This window comes from Streptomyces sp. Edi4 (assembly GCF_040253615.1).
Lineage (GTDB): Bacteria > Actinomycetota > Actinomycetes > Streptomycetales > Streptomycetaceae > Streptomyces.
In genome coordinates this window covers 4,825,904-4,844,788 of sequence record NZ_JBEJGY010000004.1, presented here as the reverse complement: position 1 = coordinate 4,844,788, position 18,885 = coordinate 4,825,904, and the positions used below count along the sequence as shown (strand labels likewise).

The 18,885-nt window shown below is 70.3% G+C and carries 15 protein-coding genes; 12 read left to right on the top strand and 3 right to left on the bottom strand.

Annotated features, from left to right (window positions below):
- The first annotated feature begins 119 nt into the window (after window positions 1-119).
- The 7 genes from ABR738_RS23980 to ABR738_RS23950 all read left to right on the top strand — a co-directional run bounded on the left by ABR738_RS23980 (window position 120) and on the right by ABR738_RS23950 (window position 5,109).
- Window positions 120-779 (top strand): hypothetical protein, encoded by a 660-nt coding sequence (locus tag ABR738_RS23980; RefSeq protein WP_350232040.1) that lies wholly within the window; start codon window positions 120-122, stop codon window positions 777-779.
- Window positions 767-1,804, top strand: a complete 1,038-nt coding sequence (locus ABR738_RS23975; RefSeq protein WP_350232039.1) for a hypothetical protein — start codon at window positions 767-769, stop codon at window positions 1,802-1,804. The genes ABR738_RS23980 and ABR738_RS23975 overlap by 13 nt, the downstream gene beginning before the upstream one ends.
- Window positions 1,805-1,882: 78 nt before the next feature.
- Window positions 1,883-2,917 (top strand): hypothetical protein, encoded by a 1,035-nt coding sequence (locus tag ABR738_RS23970; protein ID WP_350232038.1) that lies wholly within the window; start codon window positions 1,883-1,885, stop codon window positions 2,915-2,917.
- A gap of 58 nt (window positions 2,918-2,975) precedes the next feature.
- Window positions 2,976-3,854 (top strand): hypothetical protein, encoded by an 879-nt coding sequence (locus ABR738_RS23965; protein WP_350232037.1) that lies wholly within the window; start codon window positions 2,976-2,978, stop codon window positions 3,852-3,854.
- Between the two features lie 14 nt (window positions 3,855-3,868).
- Window positions 3,869-4,129, top strand: a complete 261-nt coding sequence (locus ABR738_RS23960; protein ID WP_350232036.1) for a hypothetical protein — start codon at window positions 3,869-3,871, stop codon at window positions 4,127-4,129.
- A 96-nt stretch (window positions 4,130-4,225) separates the two neighbouring features.
- A complete protein-coding gene (locus tag ABR738_RS23955; RefSeq protein ID WP_350232035.1) occupies window positions 4,226-4,675 on the top strand; it encodes a hypothetical protein in 450 nt (149 codons plus the stop codon).
- Window positions 4,676-4,848: 173 nt separating this feature from the next.
- Window positions 4,849-5,109: a WXG100 family type VII secretion target gene (locus ABR738_RS23950; protein WP_350232034.1), complete on the top strand. Its 261-nt coding sequence runs from the start codon at window positions 4,849-4,851 to the stop codon at window positions 5,107-5,109.
- 136 nt (window positions 5,110-5,245) lie between these two features.
- Here the strand turns inward: ABR738_RS23950 and ABR738_RS23945 are convergent, their stop codons facing one another.
- Entirely contained in the window at window positions 5,246-9,712 is a 4,467-nt protein-coding gene (locus ABR738_RS23945) for a type VII secretion EssC family protein (protein WP_350232033.1), read from the bottom strand.
- A 355-nt stretch (window positions 9,713-10,067) separates the two neighbouring features.
- On the opposite strand from ABR738_RS23945, the gene ABR738_RS23940 reads away from it, so the two are divergent.
- Window positions 10,068-11,126: an alpha/beta hydrolase gene (locus ABR738_RS23940; RefSeq protein ID WP_350232032.1), complete on the top strand. Its 1,059-nt coding sequence runs from the start codon at window positions 10,068-10,070 to the stop codon at window positions 11,124-11,126.
- A 41-nt stretch (window positions 11,127-11,167) separates the two neighbouring features.
- Here ABR738_RS23940 and ABR738_RS23935 read toward each other — a convergent pair whose 3' ends face one another.
- Entirely contained in the window at window positions 11,168-12,034 is an 867-nt protein-coding gene (locus ABR738_RS23935) for a menaquinone biosynthetic enzyme MqnA/MqnD family protein (RefSeq protein ID WP_350232031.1), read from the bottom strand.
- A 315-nt stretch (window positions 12,035-12,349) separates the two neighbouring features.
- Between ABR738_RS23935 and ABR738_RS23930 the strand changes: the two genes are divergently transcribed.
- The gene (locus tag ABR738_RS23930; RefSeq protein ID WP_003967102.1) at window positions 12,350-12,553 is read left to right on the top strand and encodes a cold-shock protein; all 204 of its coding nucleotides are present in this window, start codon (window positions 12,350-12,352) and stop codon (window positions 12,551-12,553) included.
- Between the two features lie 594 nt (window positions 12,554-13,147).
- On the opposite strand, the gene ABR738_RS23925 is transcribed toward ABR738_RS23930, so the two are convergent.
- Window positions 13,148-14,866, bottom strand: a complete 1,719-nt coding sequence (locus ABR738_RS23925; RefSeq protein ID WP_350232030.1) for an AMP-dependent synthetase/ligase — start codon at window positions 14,864-14,866, stop codon at window positions 13,148-13,150.
- Between the two features lie 94 nt (window positions 14,867-14,960).
- Here ABR738_RS23925 and ABR738_RS23920 point away from each other — a divergent pair, with 94 nt between their 5' ends.
- The 3 genes from ABR738_RS23920 (at window position 14,961) to ABR738_RS23910 (ending at window position 18,828) form a co-directional block, all read left to right on the top strand.
- Window positions 14,961-15,968, top strand: a complete 1,008-nt coding sequence (locus tag ABR738_RS23920) for an AraC family transcriptional regulator (RefSeq protein WP_350232029.1) — start codon at window positions 14,961-14,963, stop codon at window positions 15,966-15,968.
- 278 nt (window positions 15,969-16,246) lie between these two features.
- The gene (locus ABR738_RS23915; RefSeq protein WP_350232028.1) at window positions 16,247-17,434 is read left to right on the top strand and encodes an alpha/beta fold hydrolase; all 1,188 of its coding nucleotides are present in this window, start codon (window positions 16,247-16,249) and stop codon (window positions 17,432-17,434) included.
- 218 nt (window positions 17,435-17,652) lie between these two features.
- Entirely contained in the window at window positions 17,653-18,828 is a 1,176-nt protein-coding gene (locus tag ABR738_RS23910; protein ID WP_350232027.1) for an acyltransferase family protein, read from the top strand.
- The last annotated feature ends 57 nt before the right edge of the window (window positions 18,829-18,885 follow it).

Here is an 18,885-nt window from a genome sequence, read left to right as displayed (position 1 = left end):
CATTTCCCGCCCCACCCGCCCCAATTGTGCTGTTTCCTGCTGGAGTTCGCTCTGGTGAACCAGGCGGCGTCTCGCTAGCGTCGGCCTCTCAGACCACACCAGCCTCACCGGGAGCTCCAGTGAACCGTCGCACCTGGCCGGCCGCCGCCGCACTCACGGCGACGGCCACCCTCCTACTGACCGCGTGCGGTGGCGGCAACTCCGGCCCCAAGAACGCGGACAAGATCGCCGGGGCGGACCAGGGAAGCGCCAAACCGTCCGCGTCCGCGAGCGCGTCGGCCTCGGCGGCCGCGAACGGCCGGCCAACAATCGAGTTGCCTGCGGACCTCACCATGAAGTTCGAGGCCACGAACACCGGCGACCCCGTCAAAGACGCCGTGTTGGCGGACGGCGCGGAACGCATGCGTGCGGTCAACAGCGCCGTCACAGGAACCGACCCGAAGTACGTCGCGCTGAATTACTACAACACCGGAAAGGCCCTGGAAGCGGCCTCGACCTGGGTTGAGCAGTTCAAGAAGGACGGGCTGTCCATGACCGGCTCGGTGAGCTATTTCGACCGCCAAGTCAGCCTGAATGCCGACAAGTCGGCGTCTCTCACTTTCTGCGCCGACGAGAGCAAGGGCTACACCAAGGACCTCAAGTCCGGCAAAGTCAACGTCACCGCCCCGTCGAAGAACGACTTCATCCTCTACAGCACCAGGCTGGAGAAGAACGCCGCAGGGGTGTGGCAGACCACTCGGATCGTTTCCACTGCGGGGGCAGCGAAATGCGTGAAGTGAGCCGGGGAAAACTCGGGGCGCTGATGGCGTCCCTGATACTTACCGTCGTAAGCACACCGCCCGCCTGGGCCACCTTCACGCCCCCGGGCGGACAGCGAGAAACTGATACGCCGTCACCCCACGGCAGCTCAAACCCCGACGGCACCCTCTCCGCCACAGCCGGCGGCGTGGTCTACGACCGTTCCAAGAACGGCTCCGGCCCCACCGCCGGGCCGGTCGCTCCCATCGGCAACTGGACACCCCCCGCCTGCTGGTACGCCCCCAAGTACACCCCCGCCGAGTTCAAGGCGTACGTCGAGCCGATCTGGAACGCCGACTCCACCGGAGCCTCCTGGGACGCCGCGCAGCGCGACCGGTACGTGAACGGAAAGCCGTACACCGACTTCAACCTGGACAAGGCCGACCAGGGCTACTGGTGGGACTCGTACGTCAACAAGAGCTTCCCGCCCGGCTGGGACGCCTGTGACAAGCCCTACTTCTGGGTCGACAAGGGCGCACCCCCGCCGGCCGACGTACCCGAGGCGATCACACCCGAAATCCTCGCCAAGCTGGCATACGCCGAGATCCGCGTGCCGACCACCCAGGTCACCCTGAAGCCCGACGGCGCCTCCAAGGTGAACCTGCCGACCTGGGCCTGGCTGGACAAGGCCGACTTCCACCCGGTCTCGGTCACCGCCTCCGTCCCGGTACTGAACATCTCGGCGACGACGACCGCCACCCCGGTCTCCCTCAAACTGGAGCCCGGCACCGGCGACGCCACTCTCTTCCCCGCTTCCGGGGAGTGCCCCATCAACGCGGACGGCTCCATCGGCGCCCCCTACCAGGCGGGCAACGCCGACCAGACACCGCCATGCGGCGTCACCTACCTCCGCGCCACCTCCGGCACCCCCTACAACCTCAAAGCCACCATCACCTGGAAGATCCACTGGACCGGAACCGGAACCGCTGGCGGCGACCTCCCCGACGGCACCTTCGGACATGACCAACAAGTAACCGTCCAGGAAATCCAATCCGTCAACCGCTGACCAATGGCTCACGCATTTCCGCCCGCTCCACGGGCGCAGAACTTTTGAAGGGGAGCAACAACCGTGTCCTTTAGGGGAATGAAGAGCGATCTGGCACGGGACCTTGCCGCCGCCGTCTCGGTCGCGGGCGGCGCCCTTTCCGTCCAGGGTAATCTCATCAGCAGCCTCCTCACTCAGTGGAACGGCGTGCCGGGGAAGCTCTCCGAGTTCGGCAAGAGGGCGTCTTGGGCGGCGGACCAGGCCAAGGACATCAGGCGTCGGCTCGGCATTCTGGATGCGGACCCCGAGGCCGAACTGCTCTATGCGAGCCTCGCCGGTGTCCTGGACGACTGGAAGGAATACAAGGACTTCGTCGACGGGCTCAAGACCAGCGACGATTACAAGAATTACCAGGATGCCAAAAAGACCCTCAAGGCCATGACCATACCCACGGCGGTCGAGGCATCCCTTAGTCTGTACGATCGTTGGCAGCAGGGACAGAACGTCGCCGGCGCACGAGCGGTGTTCGAGCTCAATAAGTACTTCGGCGTCGAAGGCGAAAAACTCAAGGCCAGTCGCGGCGAGCTGCTGAAGGAGCTGCTTGAGGACCAGCGGCTGCGCAACGCGTACAAAGAGCCGTGGAAATGGCAGCAGGCGGTGCAGAAGGTCGGCGCCAAGCTGCGTATCCCGGCCGTCGGAAGGATTCCGAAGGTCGGCCAGTACCTGGAGCGCCCACTGGCCAATATTTTCGGCAAGGCGCCAGGAACCGGCTTCCTCGCCACCCGTGTTCTCCTTCCCCTCAACATCGTGACGGGCGTGAAGGAAATGGCCCTGCCGGATCACGCGGGCCCGCAGGGCTGGGTGGACCGGGGAATGGGTGGCGTTCAGGCCGCCGGCGCCGTTGCCGTCCTGGGCGGCACCAGCATGGGGGGCCTCTTGTTCGGGGCCGGCACCGCGGCGGCCGCCGCGGTCCCCGTCGTCGGCTGGGTGGCCCTCGGCGTCGCCGGTACTTATTTCCTGGGAAGTATGGTCTGGGACAGGTACGGCGACGACATCAAGAAGGGCGCGAGCAAGGCCTGGAACGCCACGAAGAAGTGGGGCGGCAAGACACTCAAGAAGCTCAAATTCTGGTGAGAGTCCGGCCTTGGTGGGGCCACTTGACGGCGGCGTGCAGAAATAGAGGATGAATACCATGGCGCAGCAAGAACTTGACATGGAGCTGGACAAGTTCCGCTCCTTCATCGGCGAAGCCCTCGCCGAAGGCGGAACACAGCACCTCATCAACTTCACCGATGAGGAGCTGGCCGTACTCGACCCCGATTCCCTGGTAGAGGTCGTGGCCCCCACTCCTCATTTGGACGCGATGTCGGACACGGAGCGGGAGTGGGTGCTCGCGACCGCGCTCCGCTCCCTCGTCGCACGCGACCTGGTGGAGGTCCAGAACATCGAGGAGCTGGACGCGGTACTGAACGCCTCCTCGCAAGACGGCGCCGAACCCGGGGCCGAGCAGGCCGAAGGCCCCGGCACCGCGTCGGGCGCGACGTTGAAGATGAAGACCTCCCCGGAGGTGGACCTCGCGCTGGTTCTCCGGCGCACGGCCGGACACATCGTCGTGGCGGAGCAGCAGACCGTACGCGGCAGCATCCACGCTCTCGTGTACGTACATGCCCGCGACCTCCTGCTCGTCGAGCGCATCACGGGCGGCGGCATGCACATCTTCACGCTGGCCAGCTCGGCCACCGACGCGGCCGAGATGCTTCACTCCCTTACGGATCCGTTCGGGGTGGCCGACGAGGACGGTCCGGTTCGCCGGCTCGACCCGCAGGCCCTCGACGGCGCGGGCGTGGGCGAAGCTCTGAACAACGCCATCGAAAACGCTCTCGTGGTGACCCAGCTCGTCGTGCTCTCGGACCCGCCGGGTTCCCTACTGACCACCTACGCCACGGAGAACGCGGTCTGGACCGTCCTCGTCGACAAGCCGCATGACCCCAAGGGCATTACGGCCCGATCCGTCGGCACTCGTTCATTGAACCGCAGCATCAGGGACCTGATCCTCGCCAAGGGCGAGTAGCACGGGGGAAAGACATGAGCCGAGAAGAAGACTGCCTGGCCGACGTCCGTCGCATCAAGCGCTATGCCGACGAGATCGAACGGACCCTGGACAGCGTCGAAGCCCTTAAAGGTGAGAAGACTTGGCAAGGGCCGGCCGGAAACAATTTCCGAAACGATTGGAAGGGCCACAACCAGGCCATCCGTGACGCTCTCTCCGCGGCCAGGGCCGAAGCCGACAGGGTGTACAAGCAGGTCCAGGAAGAAGAGGGAAAGAAGAAGGCCGCGGCCAAATAGAGGGCCGTATCGGCGGAGCGGCGGGGGCGGGGGTCACACGCGTCGGGCATTGTGCCTCGACGTGACGTGAGTTCCCCTCCTGGGTAGGGTCCTTGTATGCCTGACTCGATCCCTCCCGTGTACGAGACCTATCTCCCGCGCACCCCCATCCAACTCCTTGGTGGTGTCGGCTGGAAGCGCCTGGTCGCCTTCCGGGTCGACGAACGAGGCGTGACCTTGGGAGGCGCGCCGCTGCGCTACAAAGCCCACACCACCCTTGTCCCGTGGGCGGACATTACGGAATTGTCCTTGTGGCAACTGCATTCGGCGGGGGCCACGTTGGACCATGTGGGCATGCGCAGGCGCCCGGGACTGCCCGCGCTGCCCGGTCCCAACGAGGGGCGGCTGACGCCGGAGAAAGCGGCCAAACTGGCGCCGCACGTCGACTACGAAGTCGTCATGTCGAGCCGCGCCATCACCTTCTGGAAGCTCGACCCGGCCCGACTCCAGGCGGCCGTCGACGCGTTTGCACCCAATGTCCCCGTCATCGTCTATCAGGCGCACTGACACCGCGCCCATACAGCACGACGCCAACTGCCGTGCCCGGCAAGCGGGTTCGAGCTGTCACGCTTTGCCACGTCGACGGCCCTTTACAGGTGGTGCGGGCGGTGCGATAGCGTCGCTTGGTATCAGATAGGTTTTCTGATTACTCAGTAAGAAGTGACACGGGGAGGAACCCTATGGAACGCGGTGCAAGTCTCAAGGAACTCAGGGACCTTGCGAAGCTGTTCGGTCGCAGCGCGCACGACCTGCAGACGATCATCACCAACCTGAACTCGTCCACGTCCGGCAGCACCGGCTACTGGAAGGGCCCCAAGGCCGACCAGTTCCGCAAGGACTGGGAAGACGCCCGTGCGACGTTCTCGAAGTGGGTCGACACGCTGAACGACGCGCAGAAGTCCGCGTCCACCAACGCCGACAACATCGAGCGCGCGACCTGATCCGTACCCTCGCGGTCGGATCAAGGGCATCGCAGGGGCGTCCACCACGGGTGGGCGCCCCTTCGGCTTGCCCTGCCGGGGCGTGAAGCGGGCGTCGGCCCCACCCGCAAGCCGCGGCGCCGCCTCAGGCCCCCGCTCACCCCCGCAACACCCCCTGCACCGGCCGGAACGCCCCGCCCGAGACAAGGAGTCCGCCGCCCGGCCTGCCGCCGCCGGTGTTCGCGGGCAGGCGGATGCTGAACAGCTCGCCCTCCTGGGAGTTCTGGGGGTTGAGGAGCAGGCCGTTGCGGGTCTTGCGGGCGGCGGTCACGAAGCCCCGGTACTGGGAGGCCAGACTGTCCGTCGTGCCCGCCGCAATCAGGCCGAGGCCACCATCGACGCCCTTGCGCAGGATCGCCTCAAGCGCCTCGTCGAGCCTGGTGTCGTAGAGCAGTTCGGCGTCGTCCGCGATGATCACGTAGGGGCGGCCCTCCGCCTTCTCCGCCAACTCCTCCAGATCGTCCTCCCTGGCCTCCCCGTCGAGGACGCCCAGAACCCCTTCGCGGCCCTCCAGGTCGCGCAGCGGGGAGCGCCGGGGGGTGACCAGGACCAGCGGCGTGCCCTGGGCGAGCAACGAATCGGCCGCGCACATCAGGGCCGTGGAGCGGCCCGACTTCGGCGGCCCGCCGATGACGAAGCCGGGGCCCGACTCCTCCAAGTCGATCCCGACGGGCGCCAGTTCGTCCCCGCCGACGGCGAGCAGCGCCCACAGCTTGGACGGCACCGCGAAGTCGGGATCGAGCGCCATCGCCTCACTGGCCGTGATCCGGGCGGGAAGCGCGTCCACGCGCATCGGACGCAACCGGGCCGGCGTACGGCCGTGGTCCTTCCGCGCCTGCTCGGCGATCTCGCGGAGCGTCCGCACCTGGGCCTGGCCGCTCGGGTCCTCGTCGAGGAGAGCGATCTGCGTCTCCTCCGTGCCGGTGTCGGTGATGCGCAGAGCGCGGCCGGGCGGCATGTTCTTGGGTACTTCGCGTGGTTGCAGGCCCGCCATCGAATAGTCGTTGGGGTCGGCGAACCGCAGGATCAGACGGTCCTGGAAGGCCGAGGCGACCATGCCGCTCAGGCCGCTGCGGTCGGACGTCATGACGACCTTCAGGCCGACCGCGGAGCCTTCGCGGAAGATGCGCTGGGCCTGCTCGATGAGCTGGCCGTAATTGTAGTTCTCGAACGTGGAGAAGTAGCCCTCCCAGCTGTCGAGCAGCAGCACCATCCAGGGCAGCTTGTCCTCGGGCGCGGCCGAGGCCCGCTGTTCGGCCGCGCTGGACGCGCCCTGCATCGCGAGGAGTTGCTGGCGCCGGCTGATCTCGCCGAGCAGCCGGTCGAGGAGCCGGCGCACGCGGTCGGGTTCGTCCCGGTTGACCACCGCGCCCACGTGCGGCAGACGCACCAGCGGGAGCAGGGCATTGGAGCCGCAGTCGATGGCGTAGACGTGGACGTCACGCGGCGAGGCGGTCCTGGCGAGCGAGCCGGCCAGGGTGCGCAGGGCGGTCGAACGGCCCGAGCGGGCGCCGCCGGCCAGCATCGTGTGTTCGCCCGCGACGAGGTCGAGCGCGAAGGGCTTGCGGGCCTGCTGGGCCGGCAGGTCGGTGAGGGCGAACCCGATGGGCGGGACGTCGCCGTGGGCGGGGGCGGAGCCCGCCGCGGCCGTGAGCGCTTCGAGCGTGACGTGCTCGGGCAGCGGGGGCAGCCAGGGACTGCGGGGCGGCGGGAACCCCATGGTGTCGGAGCCGCCCCTGATCGCGTCGACGAGTACGGCCAGGTCGGTGACCATCGTGCCGTCGTCCTCCGACTCCGCCGATCTCGGCAGCGGACGACTGAACGCGGTCCAGGGCAACGGCGAGAGCACCGCCTTGGGCCCGCTCTTGCCTGTGGCCGGACGGCGGCCACCGATGCGGGCGGACTGGACACCGACCAGGGACTGCGCGCCGGAGCGTACGTAGGCGCGGCCCGGGGTGGACTTGGCGATGGCGCCCGCGTCCGCGGCGTCGATGACGTCCATGGACTCACTGCCGTCCGTCACGCGCAGCGCGATGCGCAGGTTGGTGTTGGCCCGGATGTCGGCGCTGACGACACCGGCCGGACGCTGGGTCGCCAGCACCAGATGCACGCCGAGTGAACGGCCGCGGCGGGCGATGTCGACGAGGCCCGCGATGAAGTCGGGAAGTTCGGCGACCAGCGAGGCGAACTCGTCGATGACCAGGACGAGCCGCGGCATCGGCTCCAGTTCGGGGCGGAATTTACGGGTGTCGTTGTAGTCCTCGATGTCCTTGGTGCCGGTGTTGAAGAGGATCGTCTCGCGACGGTGCAGTTCTGCCGCGAGCGAGGCGAGGGCCCGCTCGGTGAGGTGGGCGTCGAGGTCGCTGACCATGCCGACGGTGTGCGGAAGCCGGGCGCAGTCCATGAAGGCGCTGCCGCCCTTGTAGTCGATGAGGACGAAGTTGAGGGCGTCGGGCCGGTTGGCGACGGCCAGCGAGGCGATGATCGTCTGGAGGAGTTCGGACTTGCCGGCGCCGGTCGTACCCGCCACCAGCGCGTGCGGGCCGTCCCTGCGGATGTCCAGGGTGAAGACGCCGTCGGCCGCGATTCCGATGGGAGCCGCCGTGGTCGAGCCCCCGGCCCGCCAGATCCGTTCGATGTCGGCGCCGCTCGGGTCGGGCATGTCGAGCAGGCTGAGCAGCCGGGCGGCGGTGGGCAGAGCTCCGCCCGCGTCGTCCCGGCTGACGTCGCGGACGGGGGCGAGGGAGCGGGCGAGCAGATCGCACCAGTCGGGGCCGACCTGATCGGCCAGCACATCGCCGACCGATTCCAGGCCCGAGCCCCGCAACTGCACATGGGTCGGCGACCGCGGCGTCCAGCACACGACGGCCTTGCACTCCTCGGGGAGCAGCCGGTCGTCCTCGTCCAGGCAGAGCGCGAAGATCCCGTGCCGCGGCCCCTCCTGGAGGAGCTGCGGTACGCCGGGCATGCGGCGCAGCAGCCGTGCTCCGTCCAGGACGAGCAGAATGTGTGGCTCGTCCCCCGGGGCGCCGCTCATCATGGCGCCCGAACTCTCCTGGGCGGCCTTGCGCCGGGCCAGCTCGTTGAGGAGTTCGTTCACGCGTCGCGCGATCGCCTCGCTGTCGCAGCCGACCAGGGCGACACAGTCCTGACCCTGCTGCGGCGCGGCGTGCGGCAGCCAGTGCGCCCAGTTCCAGTCCGCTCCGGCCTGGGCGGAGGCCGCCAGGAAGACTATGGAGAGCTCACGGGGGCTGTGCAGCACGGCGGCCTGGACCGCGAGCCAGTGCGCGGTGGCGAGCGCTCGCGGACGGTCGCCGGAGACACCGACGACGCCGAGCCCGGGGAACGACAGGGTGACCGGCAGGTGGGACAGGAGCGGCGGTTCGGGCTGCTCCTCTCCGTAGGCCGCGCCTTGTCCGTGGACGAGTTCGATGTCGGCGTACAGCGTGCCCACGCCGACCCGCAGCCGCATGACGTCGACGTCGGTACGGCGTCGCTCCCACAGCCGGCGGCGGGGACCGGTGGCGAAGAGCAGCACCTCCGCGGGGTCGGGGTTGTCGGCCCTGCGGTTGCGCTGGTCCTCCTTGCCCAGACGGGCCAACTCGGCTTCGTAGGCGGCGAGTTCGCCCCTGTACTGCTTGAGCGACTTCTTGTTCCGCTGCTTGCCGTCGCGATTGTCGCTGATCCACTGGCCCAGCATCATCACCGGGGACATCGCGCAGAACAGCAGCATGTAGACCTGTCTGGTCACGAAGTACATGACCAGGCCGAAGATCATCGGGGTGAGCGCGGAGATCGTCTGGAAGCGGGTGCGCTCGGTTTTGGACGGCTCGACGGGCACGGAGAGCCGGGGACGGGGCCGCACCGGGGAGAGCCGCGGCGGCCGGTTGTAGGCGAGACCTCCCTCACCGGTCGCGGACAGGTGGGCGTCCGGTTCACCTACCCGGTCCAGGACGAACAGCGAGTCCCCCGCTCGTACGACGCCGCCGAGCGGCCAGTCCTGGGCGGCCTCGACCGGCTCGTCGTCCAGGAGCAGCGTGGAGCCGTGCTGCGGGGTGAGACTCGCTCCGCCCCGGACGTCGACGGTGATCTGTCCGGCGACGGGCGCCAGCACGGGGTCGGGGGCCGCCAGGGTGCAGGTCGTGGCCGACCCGAACGTCGCGGTGCCGACCGCGAGCCGGGCGATCCGCCCCGCACCGGGGCCGCCGGCGACGCGCAGTTCGTACCAGCCCACGGGCTCGCCCTTGCGCAGCAGCGGGCCTATGGAGTCGTCGACCGAGACCCGCATGCCGTCCCGGAGGATCCGGCCGGCCGGGGTGTCCGGATCACAGCGATGCCCGTCCGCCCACAGGACCGGCTCGGCGCTCCGGCCCCCGTACCGCTGATCGAGAACGGTCCCGGGCAGCGCCACGACCACCTGCGACGGGCGTTCGGCCTGCCACGGCCCCGCGCCCGACGCGGCCAGCGCCTGCGCCACGTCCCGGGCGACCGCGTCGTCGTCGGCGTTGACCATGACGTCGTACGGAGGTGCACCCTCCTGTACGACGGTCACCAGGACTCGCATGGTCGTCTTCCTCCCCCGCCGGCCACCCGGCCCTTCGCCCTGCTCTGGCCCACCCGAGGCTAATGGCTGCCCCGGGCGCGGAAGGACCGAGGGTGCGGGGCCGGGGCCCGGGCGGCCCCGGCCCCCGGTGTCCCGTCCCCGGCACACCCCTTCACCCCCCCACGTGCGCGGGATCACGTCCGGATGGGGCGGGTGGAGGGGGAGGGTGGCGAACCGAATGGCGTATTCCGCACTCTTGACTGGTGTAGTTCATGCTGAATCGCCCCTACCTTCGCGCGGGCCCGCCCGGACGCCCCGCCGCCTCTCCCTTCCCGTCGTCCGCTGTCCCCGATCCCAGATGCACGGAGCCCCCGAAATGAACCGTCGCCGTCCCGCCGCTCTGATAGGGGCCGCCGTCATCGGCTCGGTCGTGCTGGTCACCGGCTGCTCGGACGAGGGCAAGCCGGTCAGCTTCGACTCGGGGACGAGCGGCCCGTCGGCCCGGGCCTCCGCCCAGGCGCCGGCGCAGAGCGGGGAGAAGAACGGCGACGCCTCCGCCAAGGACGGCGCGGCCGCGCAGACGCTGCTGCCGACCGGCCCCACGGCCGAGTTCACCACGCAGAGCACCCTGGGCGACGGCACCAAGATCGGCGTGACCACGCTCAAGGGCGCGAAGTCGGGGTTCACGGGCAAGGTGTGGGTGTGGGCGCCCAAGCAGTACTTCGACCCCCAGTACCAGAACAGCGGCTTCCCGGTGCTCATCGCGCTGCCGGGAGGAAACGGTTACCCCAAGAACTACTGGATGGGTACCGACCTCAAGCTCCAGAGCAGCATCAGCGCCTGGTCCAAGACCGGCAAGAGCCTGCCGTTCATCGTCGTCATGCCGGTCCTCAACCCGGACGCCAAGCACTACTACGACGGCAGCGACATCCCGGGACAGCCCAAGATGGGCACCTGGATGACCGAGGACGTGCCGGACCTGGTGCGGGCCAACTTCCGCACCTTCAAGTCCCGCGACGGCTGGGCCTTCATGGGCTCCTCGTCCGGCGGGTTCGTCGGCCTGAAGTCCGTGCTCGAACGGCCCGACCTGTTCAAGGCCGCGATCGCCTCGGGCCCGGACATCGTGCCCGACTCCCCGCTGTGGGCCGGCCACGACGCCGAGAAGCAGGCCAACAACCCGCAGAAGCTGGCCCAGGACCTGATCGACAAGAAGGGCCCCGAGGTCGCGCTCGCCTTCCAGGTCGGCACCAAGGAGACCACGGTCATACCCAAGGTGAAGCAGTTCATCGAGACGTACGGCAAGGGCCCGGTGAAGACCCGACTCCAGATGATCCAGAACGGCACGCACAACGCCCACACCTACGTGGAGGGCATGGGCGAAGGCACCATGGAGTGGATCAGCAAGCAGATGCTGGCCCCGGCCCCGTCCTCCTGAACCGCGTCCCGTGACGACCGCTTCCGCTCACGGCGCGTCCCTCACGGCGCGAGCAGTTCCACGCTCACGTCTGCGGGAAACCCGGTCGTCGGGCCGGTGCGGCGGGCGAACTCCCGTACGCCGTCGAGCTGTTGGGCCCCGAAGCGGAAGTCGAGCGTCGTGAAGTAGCGCTCCAGGAGTTCGGCGTCGAAGACCTCCCAGCGGGCCGCCTGCTCGGCCACCTTCGTGACCTCTTCGAGGGAGAGGTCACGCGAGGCGAGGAACGCCTCGTGCACCTGCTGGACAAGGCCGGGCTCGCGGGCCAGATAGTCCTTGCGGGCCGCCCACACGGCGAAGACGAACGGCAGTCCCGTCCACTCCTTCCACATCGCGCCCAGGTCGTGGACCTGGAGCCCGAGCCGGGGGGCGTCGTGCAGCGAGGCGCGCAGGGCCGCGTCTCCGATGAGCACGGCGGCGTCCGCCTCGCGCATCATCAGGCCGAGGTCGGGCGGGCACGTGTAGTACTCGGGGGCCACCTGGTAGCGCTCGGCGAGCAGGAGCTGCGCCAGGCGTACGGAGGTCCGCGAGGTGGACCCGAGCGCGACGCGGGCGCCGTCCAGCTCTTCGAGGGGACGCTGCGAGACGATCACGCAGGACATGACCGGCCCGTCGCAGCCGACCGCGATGTCGGGGAAGGCGACCAGGTCCTCGGCGTTGCGCAGGAACTCGACGAGGGTGATCGGCGCGATGTCGAGGTCGCCGTTCACCAGCTGCTCGCTGAGCTTTTCCGGGGTGTCCTTGGTCAGCTCCAGGTCGAGCAGGGTGCCCGTTCTGGCCAGGCCCCAGTACAGGGGCAGGCAGTTGAGGAACTGGATGTGGCCGACGCGGGGCCGGTCGCCGTGCTGCTGGGGGCTGGTTGAATTGTCCACATGCCGAGGCTAGACCCGTCCCACTTCGTGGACCGCGCCGGGCCTGGCGGGGCGTCGCCCGAAGACGGCGGGCGGGGTGGTTCGCGGGGGCGTGGGCGGGGTCCCGGGCCTGCTCAGGGGGCGGACAAACGTCCGAGCCGAGTGATCTTTCCCTCTACCGCCGGGCCCGAGCCGCGTGCTACGCTCAGCGCAAGTTGCAGTTTGGTTTCCCTTGCAGTACAGAGCCTGCGGAGCATGTAACCCGCAGGCTTTTGTAGTTTTCAGACTTGTTTGCAGGTTCTGGAGCAGGGCAACCCTTTGGCCCAAGGAGGGCTTATGGCTACCGGAACCGTGAAGTGGTTCAACGCTGAAAAGGGCTTCGGCTTCATCGCCCAGGACGGCGGCGGCCCGGATGTCTTCGTCCACTACTCCGCGATCAACGCGTCTGGTTTCCGCTCCCTGGAGGAGAACCAGGTCGTGAACTTCGACGTCACTCAGGGTCCGAAGGGCCCGCAGGCGGAGAATGTCACCCCGGCCTAACCTTCTCCGGGTTGGCGATCGCTGACTTAGCAGTACCCAAGGAGCCCCGTCCGCTTGGACGGGGCTCCTGCCTTTTGCCTCACGGGTGCGGATGCCTTCCGGCGCGGCCCGGGGTGCGGATGCCTTCCGGCGCGGCCCGGGGTGCGTTGTGCGCAGTTCCCCGCGCCCCTGGGGTGGGTCAGGTGTGCGTTCGCCCGCTGGCCGTGCTGGGTTGCCCGCGCAGTTCCCCGCGCCCCTGTAGGGCACCCCGGGCCGCTGGAGTCCCGCCGCACCCCAGTACCGCCAGGGGCGCGAGGAACTGCGCGAGCAACCCCGCACGGACCGCACCCGAAGACCCACGTGGCGCACCCAGGGGCGCGAGGAACCGCGCGAGCAACCCCGCACGGACCGCACCCGAAGACCCACGTGGCGCACCCAGGGGCGCGAGGAACCGCGCGAGCAACCCCGCACGGACCGCACCCGAAGACCCACGTGGCGCACCCAAGGGCGCGAGGAACTGCGCGGGCAACCCCGCACGGACCGCACCCGAAAACGCACGTGGTGCACCCCCAGGGGCGCGGGGAACCGCGCGGGCGGGGTCGGTGGTGGCCCGGGTCAGGGGTACAGCGTGTTGATCTCGGCCCCGTACCGCTCCAGGATCACCGCCCTGCGTACCTTCAACGTCGGCGTGAGCTCACCCGCCTCCACCGAGAAGTCCCGCGCCAGCACCGCGAAGTCCCGGATCCGCGCGGGGCGGGAGACGCGCGCGTTGGCCGCCGCCACCGCCTCCCCCACCAGCGCCCGCACCTCCTCCTCGTCCCGGCCGGCCACCTCCTCCGCGGCCACCGTGATCAGGGCGACCGGGTAGGGGCGGCGGTCGCCCACCATCACCGCGTGCGAGACGAAGCGGGACCGTTCGATGGCCAGCTCCACGTGCGAGGGCGTCAGGTTCTTGCCGGCGGACGTGATGATCAGGTCCTTCTTGCGGCCCGTGATCGTCAGGAAGCCGTCCGCGCCGACCGCGCCGAGGTCCCCCGTGCGCAGCCACCCCTCCGCGTCCAGCGCCTGCGCGGTGCCCCGGGCGTTGGCGTGGTACCCGGGGAAGATCATCGGCCCCCGGGCCAGCACCTCCCCATCGGCCGCGATCCGCACCTCGCACCCCGGCACCGGCCGCCCCACCGAGCCGTACCGCACCGCGCCGGGGTGGTTGAGCGAGATCACCCCGGCCGACTCGGTCATCCCGTACCCCTCGAAGATTCCGATCCTTGAGGCCCGCAGGAAGTCGAGTACCGCCGGGTCGATCGGGGCGCCGCCGGTGAAAGCCCACCGGAGGCGGCCGCCGAAGGCCGCTCTGACCAGGCTGAACAGCGAGGCGTCCGCGGCTTCGTACGCGGACTTCCGCTCCGCCGGAAGCCGTCCGTCCGCCGCGAGGACACCGAGCTCGACCGCCGCGTCGAACCGCTCGGCGCCGCCCTCACGCGCCTCGGCGAGCGAACGCGCCGCCGCGTACACCTTCTCGAACAGGCGCGGTACGGACGGCAGATGGGTCGGCTGCGTTTGGGCCAGCTCGCCCAGCACGTCCTCGATCCGGCCGCCGAAGTAACACAGCTCCCCGCCGTTCAGGAGCGTGGAGAACTGGATCAGCTGGGCGAACAGGTGGGCGAGGGGCAGATAGAGGTAGGTGCGGTCGCCCGGGCCGCCGTCGATGAGGTGCAGGGTCGCGTCCTGCACGGCGCCCAGGTTGCCGTGGGTGAGCCGGCAGCCCTTGGGCGGCCCGGTGGTACCGGAGGTGTAGACGAGCTCGGCGTCGTCCTCGGGCCGCACCGCGCGGGACCGGGCCAGCAGGTCGTCGACCGGGACGGCGGACCCGTCCGGCCCGCCGGGACCCGTCAGCGGCAGCACGTGGGCGAGCGCGGGCAGCTCCGGGCGCAGCCGCGCCACGCGGTCCGCCGCATCGGGCCCCTCGCAGAAGACCGCCCTCGCCCCGGAGTCGGCCAGCACCCACGCCGTCTCCTCGTCGCCCGCCGTCGGATACACCGGCACCACCACCGCGCCGACCGCGAGAGCGGCGAAGTGCGTGTACGTCCACTCGGGCCGGGTCTCCGCGAGGATCGCCACCCGCTCACCTGGTCCGATGCCGAGCGCGAGCAGCCCGCGCGCGGTGCGGCGTACGGTCTCGCGCAGCTCGGCGTAGGTCACGACGGCCCACCCGCCGCCCGCGTCACGGAACCGCAGGGCCGGCTCGCGGGGATGGCGCTCGGCGGTCCACTCGGTGAACACGGCGAGCGTACGGGGGCGCGGGGACGGCTCCTGGTGCGGGCTGCGGAGGGTCATGACCCGACGGTAGGTACGGGTCCCGGCCGCGCGGGATGACGGGAAACGTCACCCCGGCTGACCTCAACGCTCAACCCCGCTAGGGTCGTTGACCGTGGCGGAGCCGACGATCAGCGTGCACCATGTGCGGGCCGTGCTGCGCGGCGCCGAGCGGCACGGCATCGACACCGTGCCCCTGCTCCAGGCGTCCGGCATCCCGCCGCTGCTGCTCGGGGACGACCGGGCGCGGGTCACCCCGGCCCAGTTCGCCCGCCTCTTCCGCGCCCTGTACCGGGCGACGGGGGACGAGTTCCTCGGCCTCGGCGGCGCCCCCAGCAGGCCCGGCACCTTCGCGATGATGTGCCACGCCGTGCTGGGCTGCCGCGACCTCGGCGCGGCGGTGCGCCGGGGCACCGCCTTCTACGGCCTGTTCGCGCACGGCCCCGATCTCGCCCTCGAAGTCAGCGGCCCCGACGCCGTGTTCGCGGTCCTTGGCGATCTCGCGGGCCGGGACGAGGACCGCTTTCTGACCGAATGCCTCGTGATCATCTGGCACCGGCTGTGCAGCTGGCTCGTGGGCCGCAGGATCCCGCTGGCCCGCGCCGCCTTCGGCTATCCGGCGCCTTCGCACCAGGGGGAGTACGAGTCGCTGTTCGGCTGCCCGGTCAGGTTCGGCGGCGCCCGCACGGAGGCCGTGTTCGACGCGCGCCTGCTGACCGCGCCGCTCATCCGGGACGAGGCCGCGCTCGGGCGGATGTTGCGCCGCTCGCCGTTCGAACTGCTCAGCCGGCACCCCTACGGCTCGACGGTGGGCGAGCAGGTGGGCCGCGCGCTCGCGGGCTCGCTGCGCTCCTCGCCCCGCCTGCCCACCCTGGAGGAGACGGCGGCCGGGCTCGCCATGTCGCCGGCCACCCTGCGCCGGCGCCTGGGCCGGGAGGGCACGTCCTTCCAGCAGCTCAAGGACGCGGTGCGGCGCGACGCGGCGATCGCGGGGCTCGCCGCGGGGCGCGAGCCGATCGCGGAGATCGCGGCGCGCCTCGGCTTCTCGGAGGACACCAGCTTCCACCGCGCCTTCCGCCGCTGGACGGGGACGACACCGGGCGCCTACCGCCTGGAGCACTGAGGGACGGGGGCGGCACAGCAGCGCGCGGATGGGGGGCACGGGGACGGCGCCGCGCCATGCGGATGGGCACAGGGGCGGCCCCGCGACATGCGGATGGGCACGGGAGCGACCCCGCGCCATGCGGATGGACACCGGGGCGACCCCGCGCCATGCGGATGGTTCCCGCGTCTGTGAGGCCCGGTCAGTGAAGGTGAGCGGTACGGTCAGCTCCGGGGGCGCCCGACAGTCATTACCTTCTCCTCAACTGCCAAGCCCCATCGGACCGTTGGGAGAGCCGCATGCACATCCGTACCCGAGTCGCCGGTGTCGTGGCCGCCGTACTCCTCCTCTCGGCAGCCACCCCCACCGCATTCGCCCAGAGCCCCGCGTCCCCGGTGTCCCCGGTGTCCCCGGCGTCCCCGTCATCCCTCACACCCGGCGACATCGTCACCCAGTCCCCCACCGCCTTCCACCCGCTGCCGGGCCAGTGGACCAACACCCGTGCCTGGCACGTCACTTACCGCTCCACCAGCGCCACGGGCGCCCCGAACGTCGTCTCCGGCACGGTCATCGTGCCCGCCGACGGCCACACCGGCCCCCGCCCCCTGGTGACGTACGCCGTCGGCACGGTCGGGCTCGCCGACTCGTGCGCGCCGAGCGCCAACTTCCCCCAAGGAACGGCCGTCGAGGCCACCCTGATCAACCAGGTGGTGCAGAAGGGCTGGGCGGTCGCGGTCACCGACTACGAAGGGCTCGGCACGCCCGGCGACCACACCTACACCGTCGGCCGCGCCGAGGGCACCGCCGTCCTGGACGCGGCCCGCGCCGCCGAACACCTCGGCGTCCCCGGCGTCGACGCGGCCTCCCCCGTCGGGATCATGGGCTACTCGCAGGGCGGCCAGGCCGCCGCCTGGGCCGCCGAGCTGCACCGGACCTACGCGCCCGACCTCTTGGTGAAGGGCACCGCGACCGGCGGCGTCCCGGCCGATCTGATGAAGGTCGCCGCCGCCAACGACGGCGGCCTCGGCTCCGGCCTCATCCTCATGGCGGCGGCCGGCCAGGACGCGGCCTTTCCCGAGCTGAGGCTCGACACGTATCTGAACCCGGCGGGCAAGGCGCTCGTGGACTACTTCAGGAACAACTGCGTGGCCGTCGACACCACGGTGGGCTCCTTCAAGCACATCACCGACCTGACCGTGCGCAACCCGCTCCAACAGCCGGACTGGCAGGCCGCGTTGGAGCGGTCCCGGCTCGGCACGGAACGTCCGGACGCGCCGGTGTACCTGTACCACGCCACCCTCGACGAGCTGATCCCGTACGCGGTGGGCCAGGGGCTCCGCTCGGACTGGTGCGCCCGTGGCGCGGACGTGGAGTGGCACGCGCTGGCGCTGCTCGGCCACATCGGCGGCGTGACGGTGGGCGGCGTACCGGCCGCGAACTGGCTTGCCGACCGTTTCGCGGACCGGTCCACCCACGCCAACTGCTGATCGCCGCAGGGGCGTTGGGGCCGACTGCCACCGGACGCCGCACGCGATGACCACCGCGCCCGCCCGGGCCGCCCGGGGCGGGCGCGCACCCCGCACCAAATCGAACGCACGGGGTATGTACTAGCGTGCAGGAAGAACCCAGGTCATCGCACTCGTACACAGCGCCATCCCCGAACCGACCGGAACGGCCGCGACCGGCTCCGGCTAGGATCCCCGCCTTGTCAGACACAGCTCTGCGTTCCACGCTCCCCCGCCCGCGCACTCCCCAGGCGCTCCCCCAGGCCCCGGCCGCCAAGGCCGGACCGCCGCGGCTCTACGTACTGGACGGGCTGCGACTGATCGCGGCGCTGATGGTGGTGGCGTTCCACTTCCTCGGCTACGACCGGTACGGCGACCGGGGGGCCTGGGGCCGGAGCACGGCCGAGCTCTTCCCGCTCGCCCACAGCGTCGCCGGATACGGCTGGCTCGGCGTCGAGCTGTTCTTCATGATCAGCGGGTTCGTCATCTGCATGAGCTGCTGGGGACGGACCCCGCGCGACTTCTTCGTCAGCCGCGTGGTGCGGCTGTACCCGGCGTTCTGGGTCTGCGTCCTGACCACCGCCGCCGTCCTGTGGTGCGCCGGCGACCGGACGATCACGCTCTCGCGCGTCCTGACCAACCTCACGATGGTCCACGAACCCCTGGGCGTGGCCCATGTGGACCCCTCGTACTGGTCGCTCTGGGCGGAGATGCGCTTCTATCTGCTCTTCGCGGTCGTCGCGTACGGCGGCCTGACCTACCGGCGCGTGGTGGCCTTCTGCGGCCTGTGGCTGCTGGGCGCCATCCTCGCGCCGAGCTCGGGCATCCCGCTCATGACCGTCGTCTTCCAGCCACAGTTCGCCCCCTTCTTCGTCGGCGGCATCGTGCTGTACCTCATGCACCGCTTCCGGCCCGCGCCGGTCCTGTGGCTGCTCCTCGGTGCCTCGTGGCTGCTGGCACAGCACCGGCTGACCGGGCTCGTCCACGACGAGAACTGGGTGGGGCTGCGCCCCTCCTGGACGGTAGCCCTGGCCGTCGTCACCGCCTTCTACGGGATCCTGCTCGCCGTCGCGCTCGGAAAACTGGACTTCCTCAACTGGCGCCGCCTCACCACCGCCGGCGCCCTGACCTACCCGCTCTACCTCCTGCACGAGTCCATAGGCTGGGCCGTGATCGAACGCCTCCACACGCGGGTACCGGCCCATCTGCTGCTGGCCGGCCTCGTCGCGGTGCTGCTCGCGGCGGCCTGGGCGGTGCACCGGGGCGTGGAGCGCCCCGTCGGCCGCCGCCTCAAACGCTGGCTGACCGGCGTCACCATCACGCCCCGCACCACCCCCGCGACGACGCGCCTGGACGGGACGCCGCCGCCCCGGTGACGTCCCGGGCCGCGGCGGGACCACCCGCACAGCCCGACGCCCGCGCCCCCGGCAGGC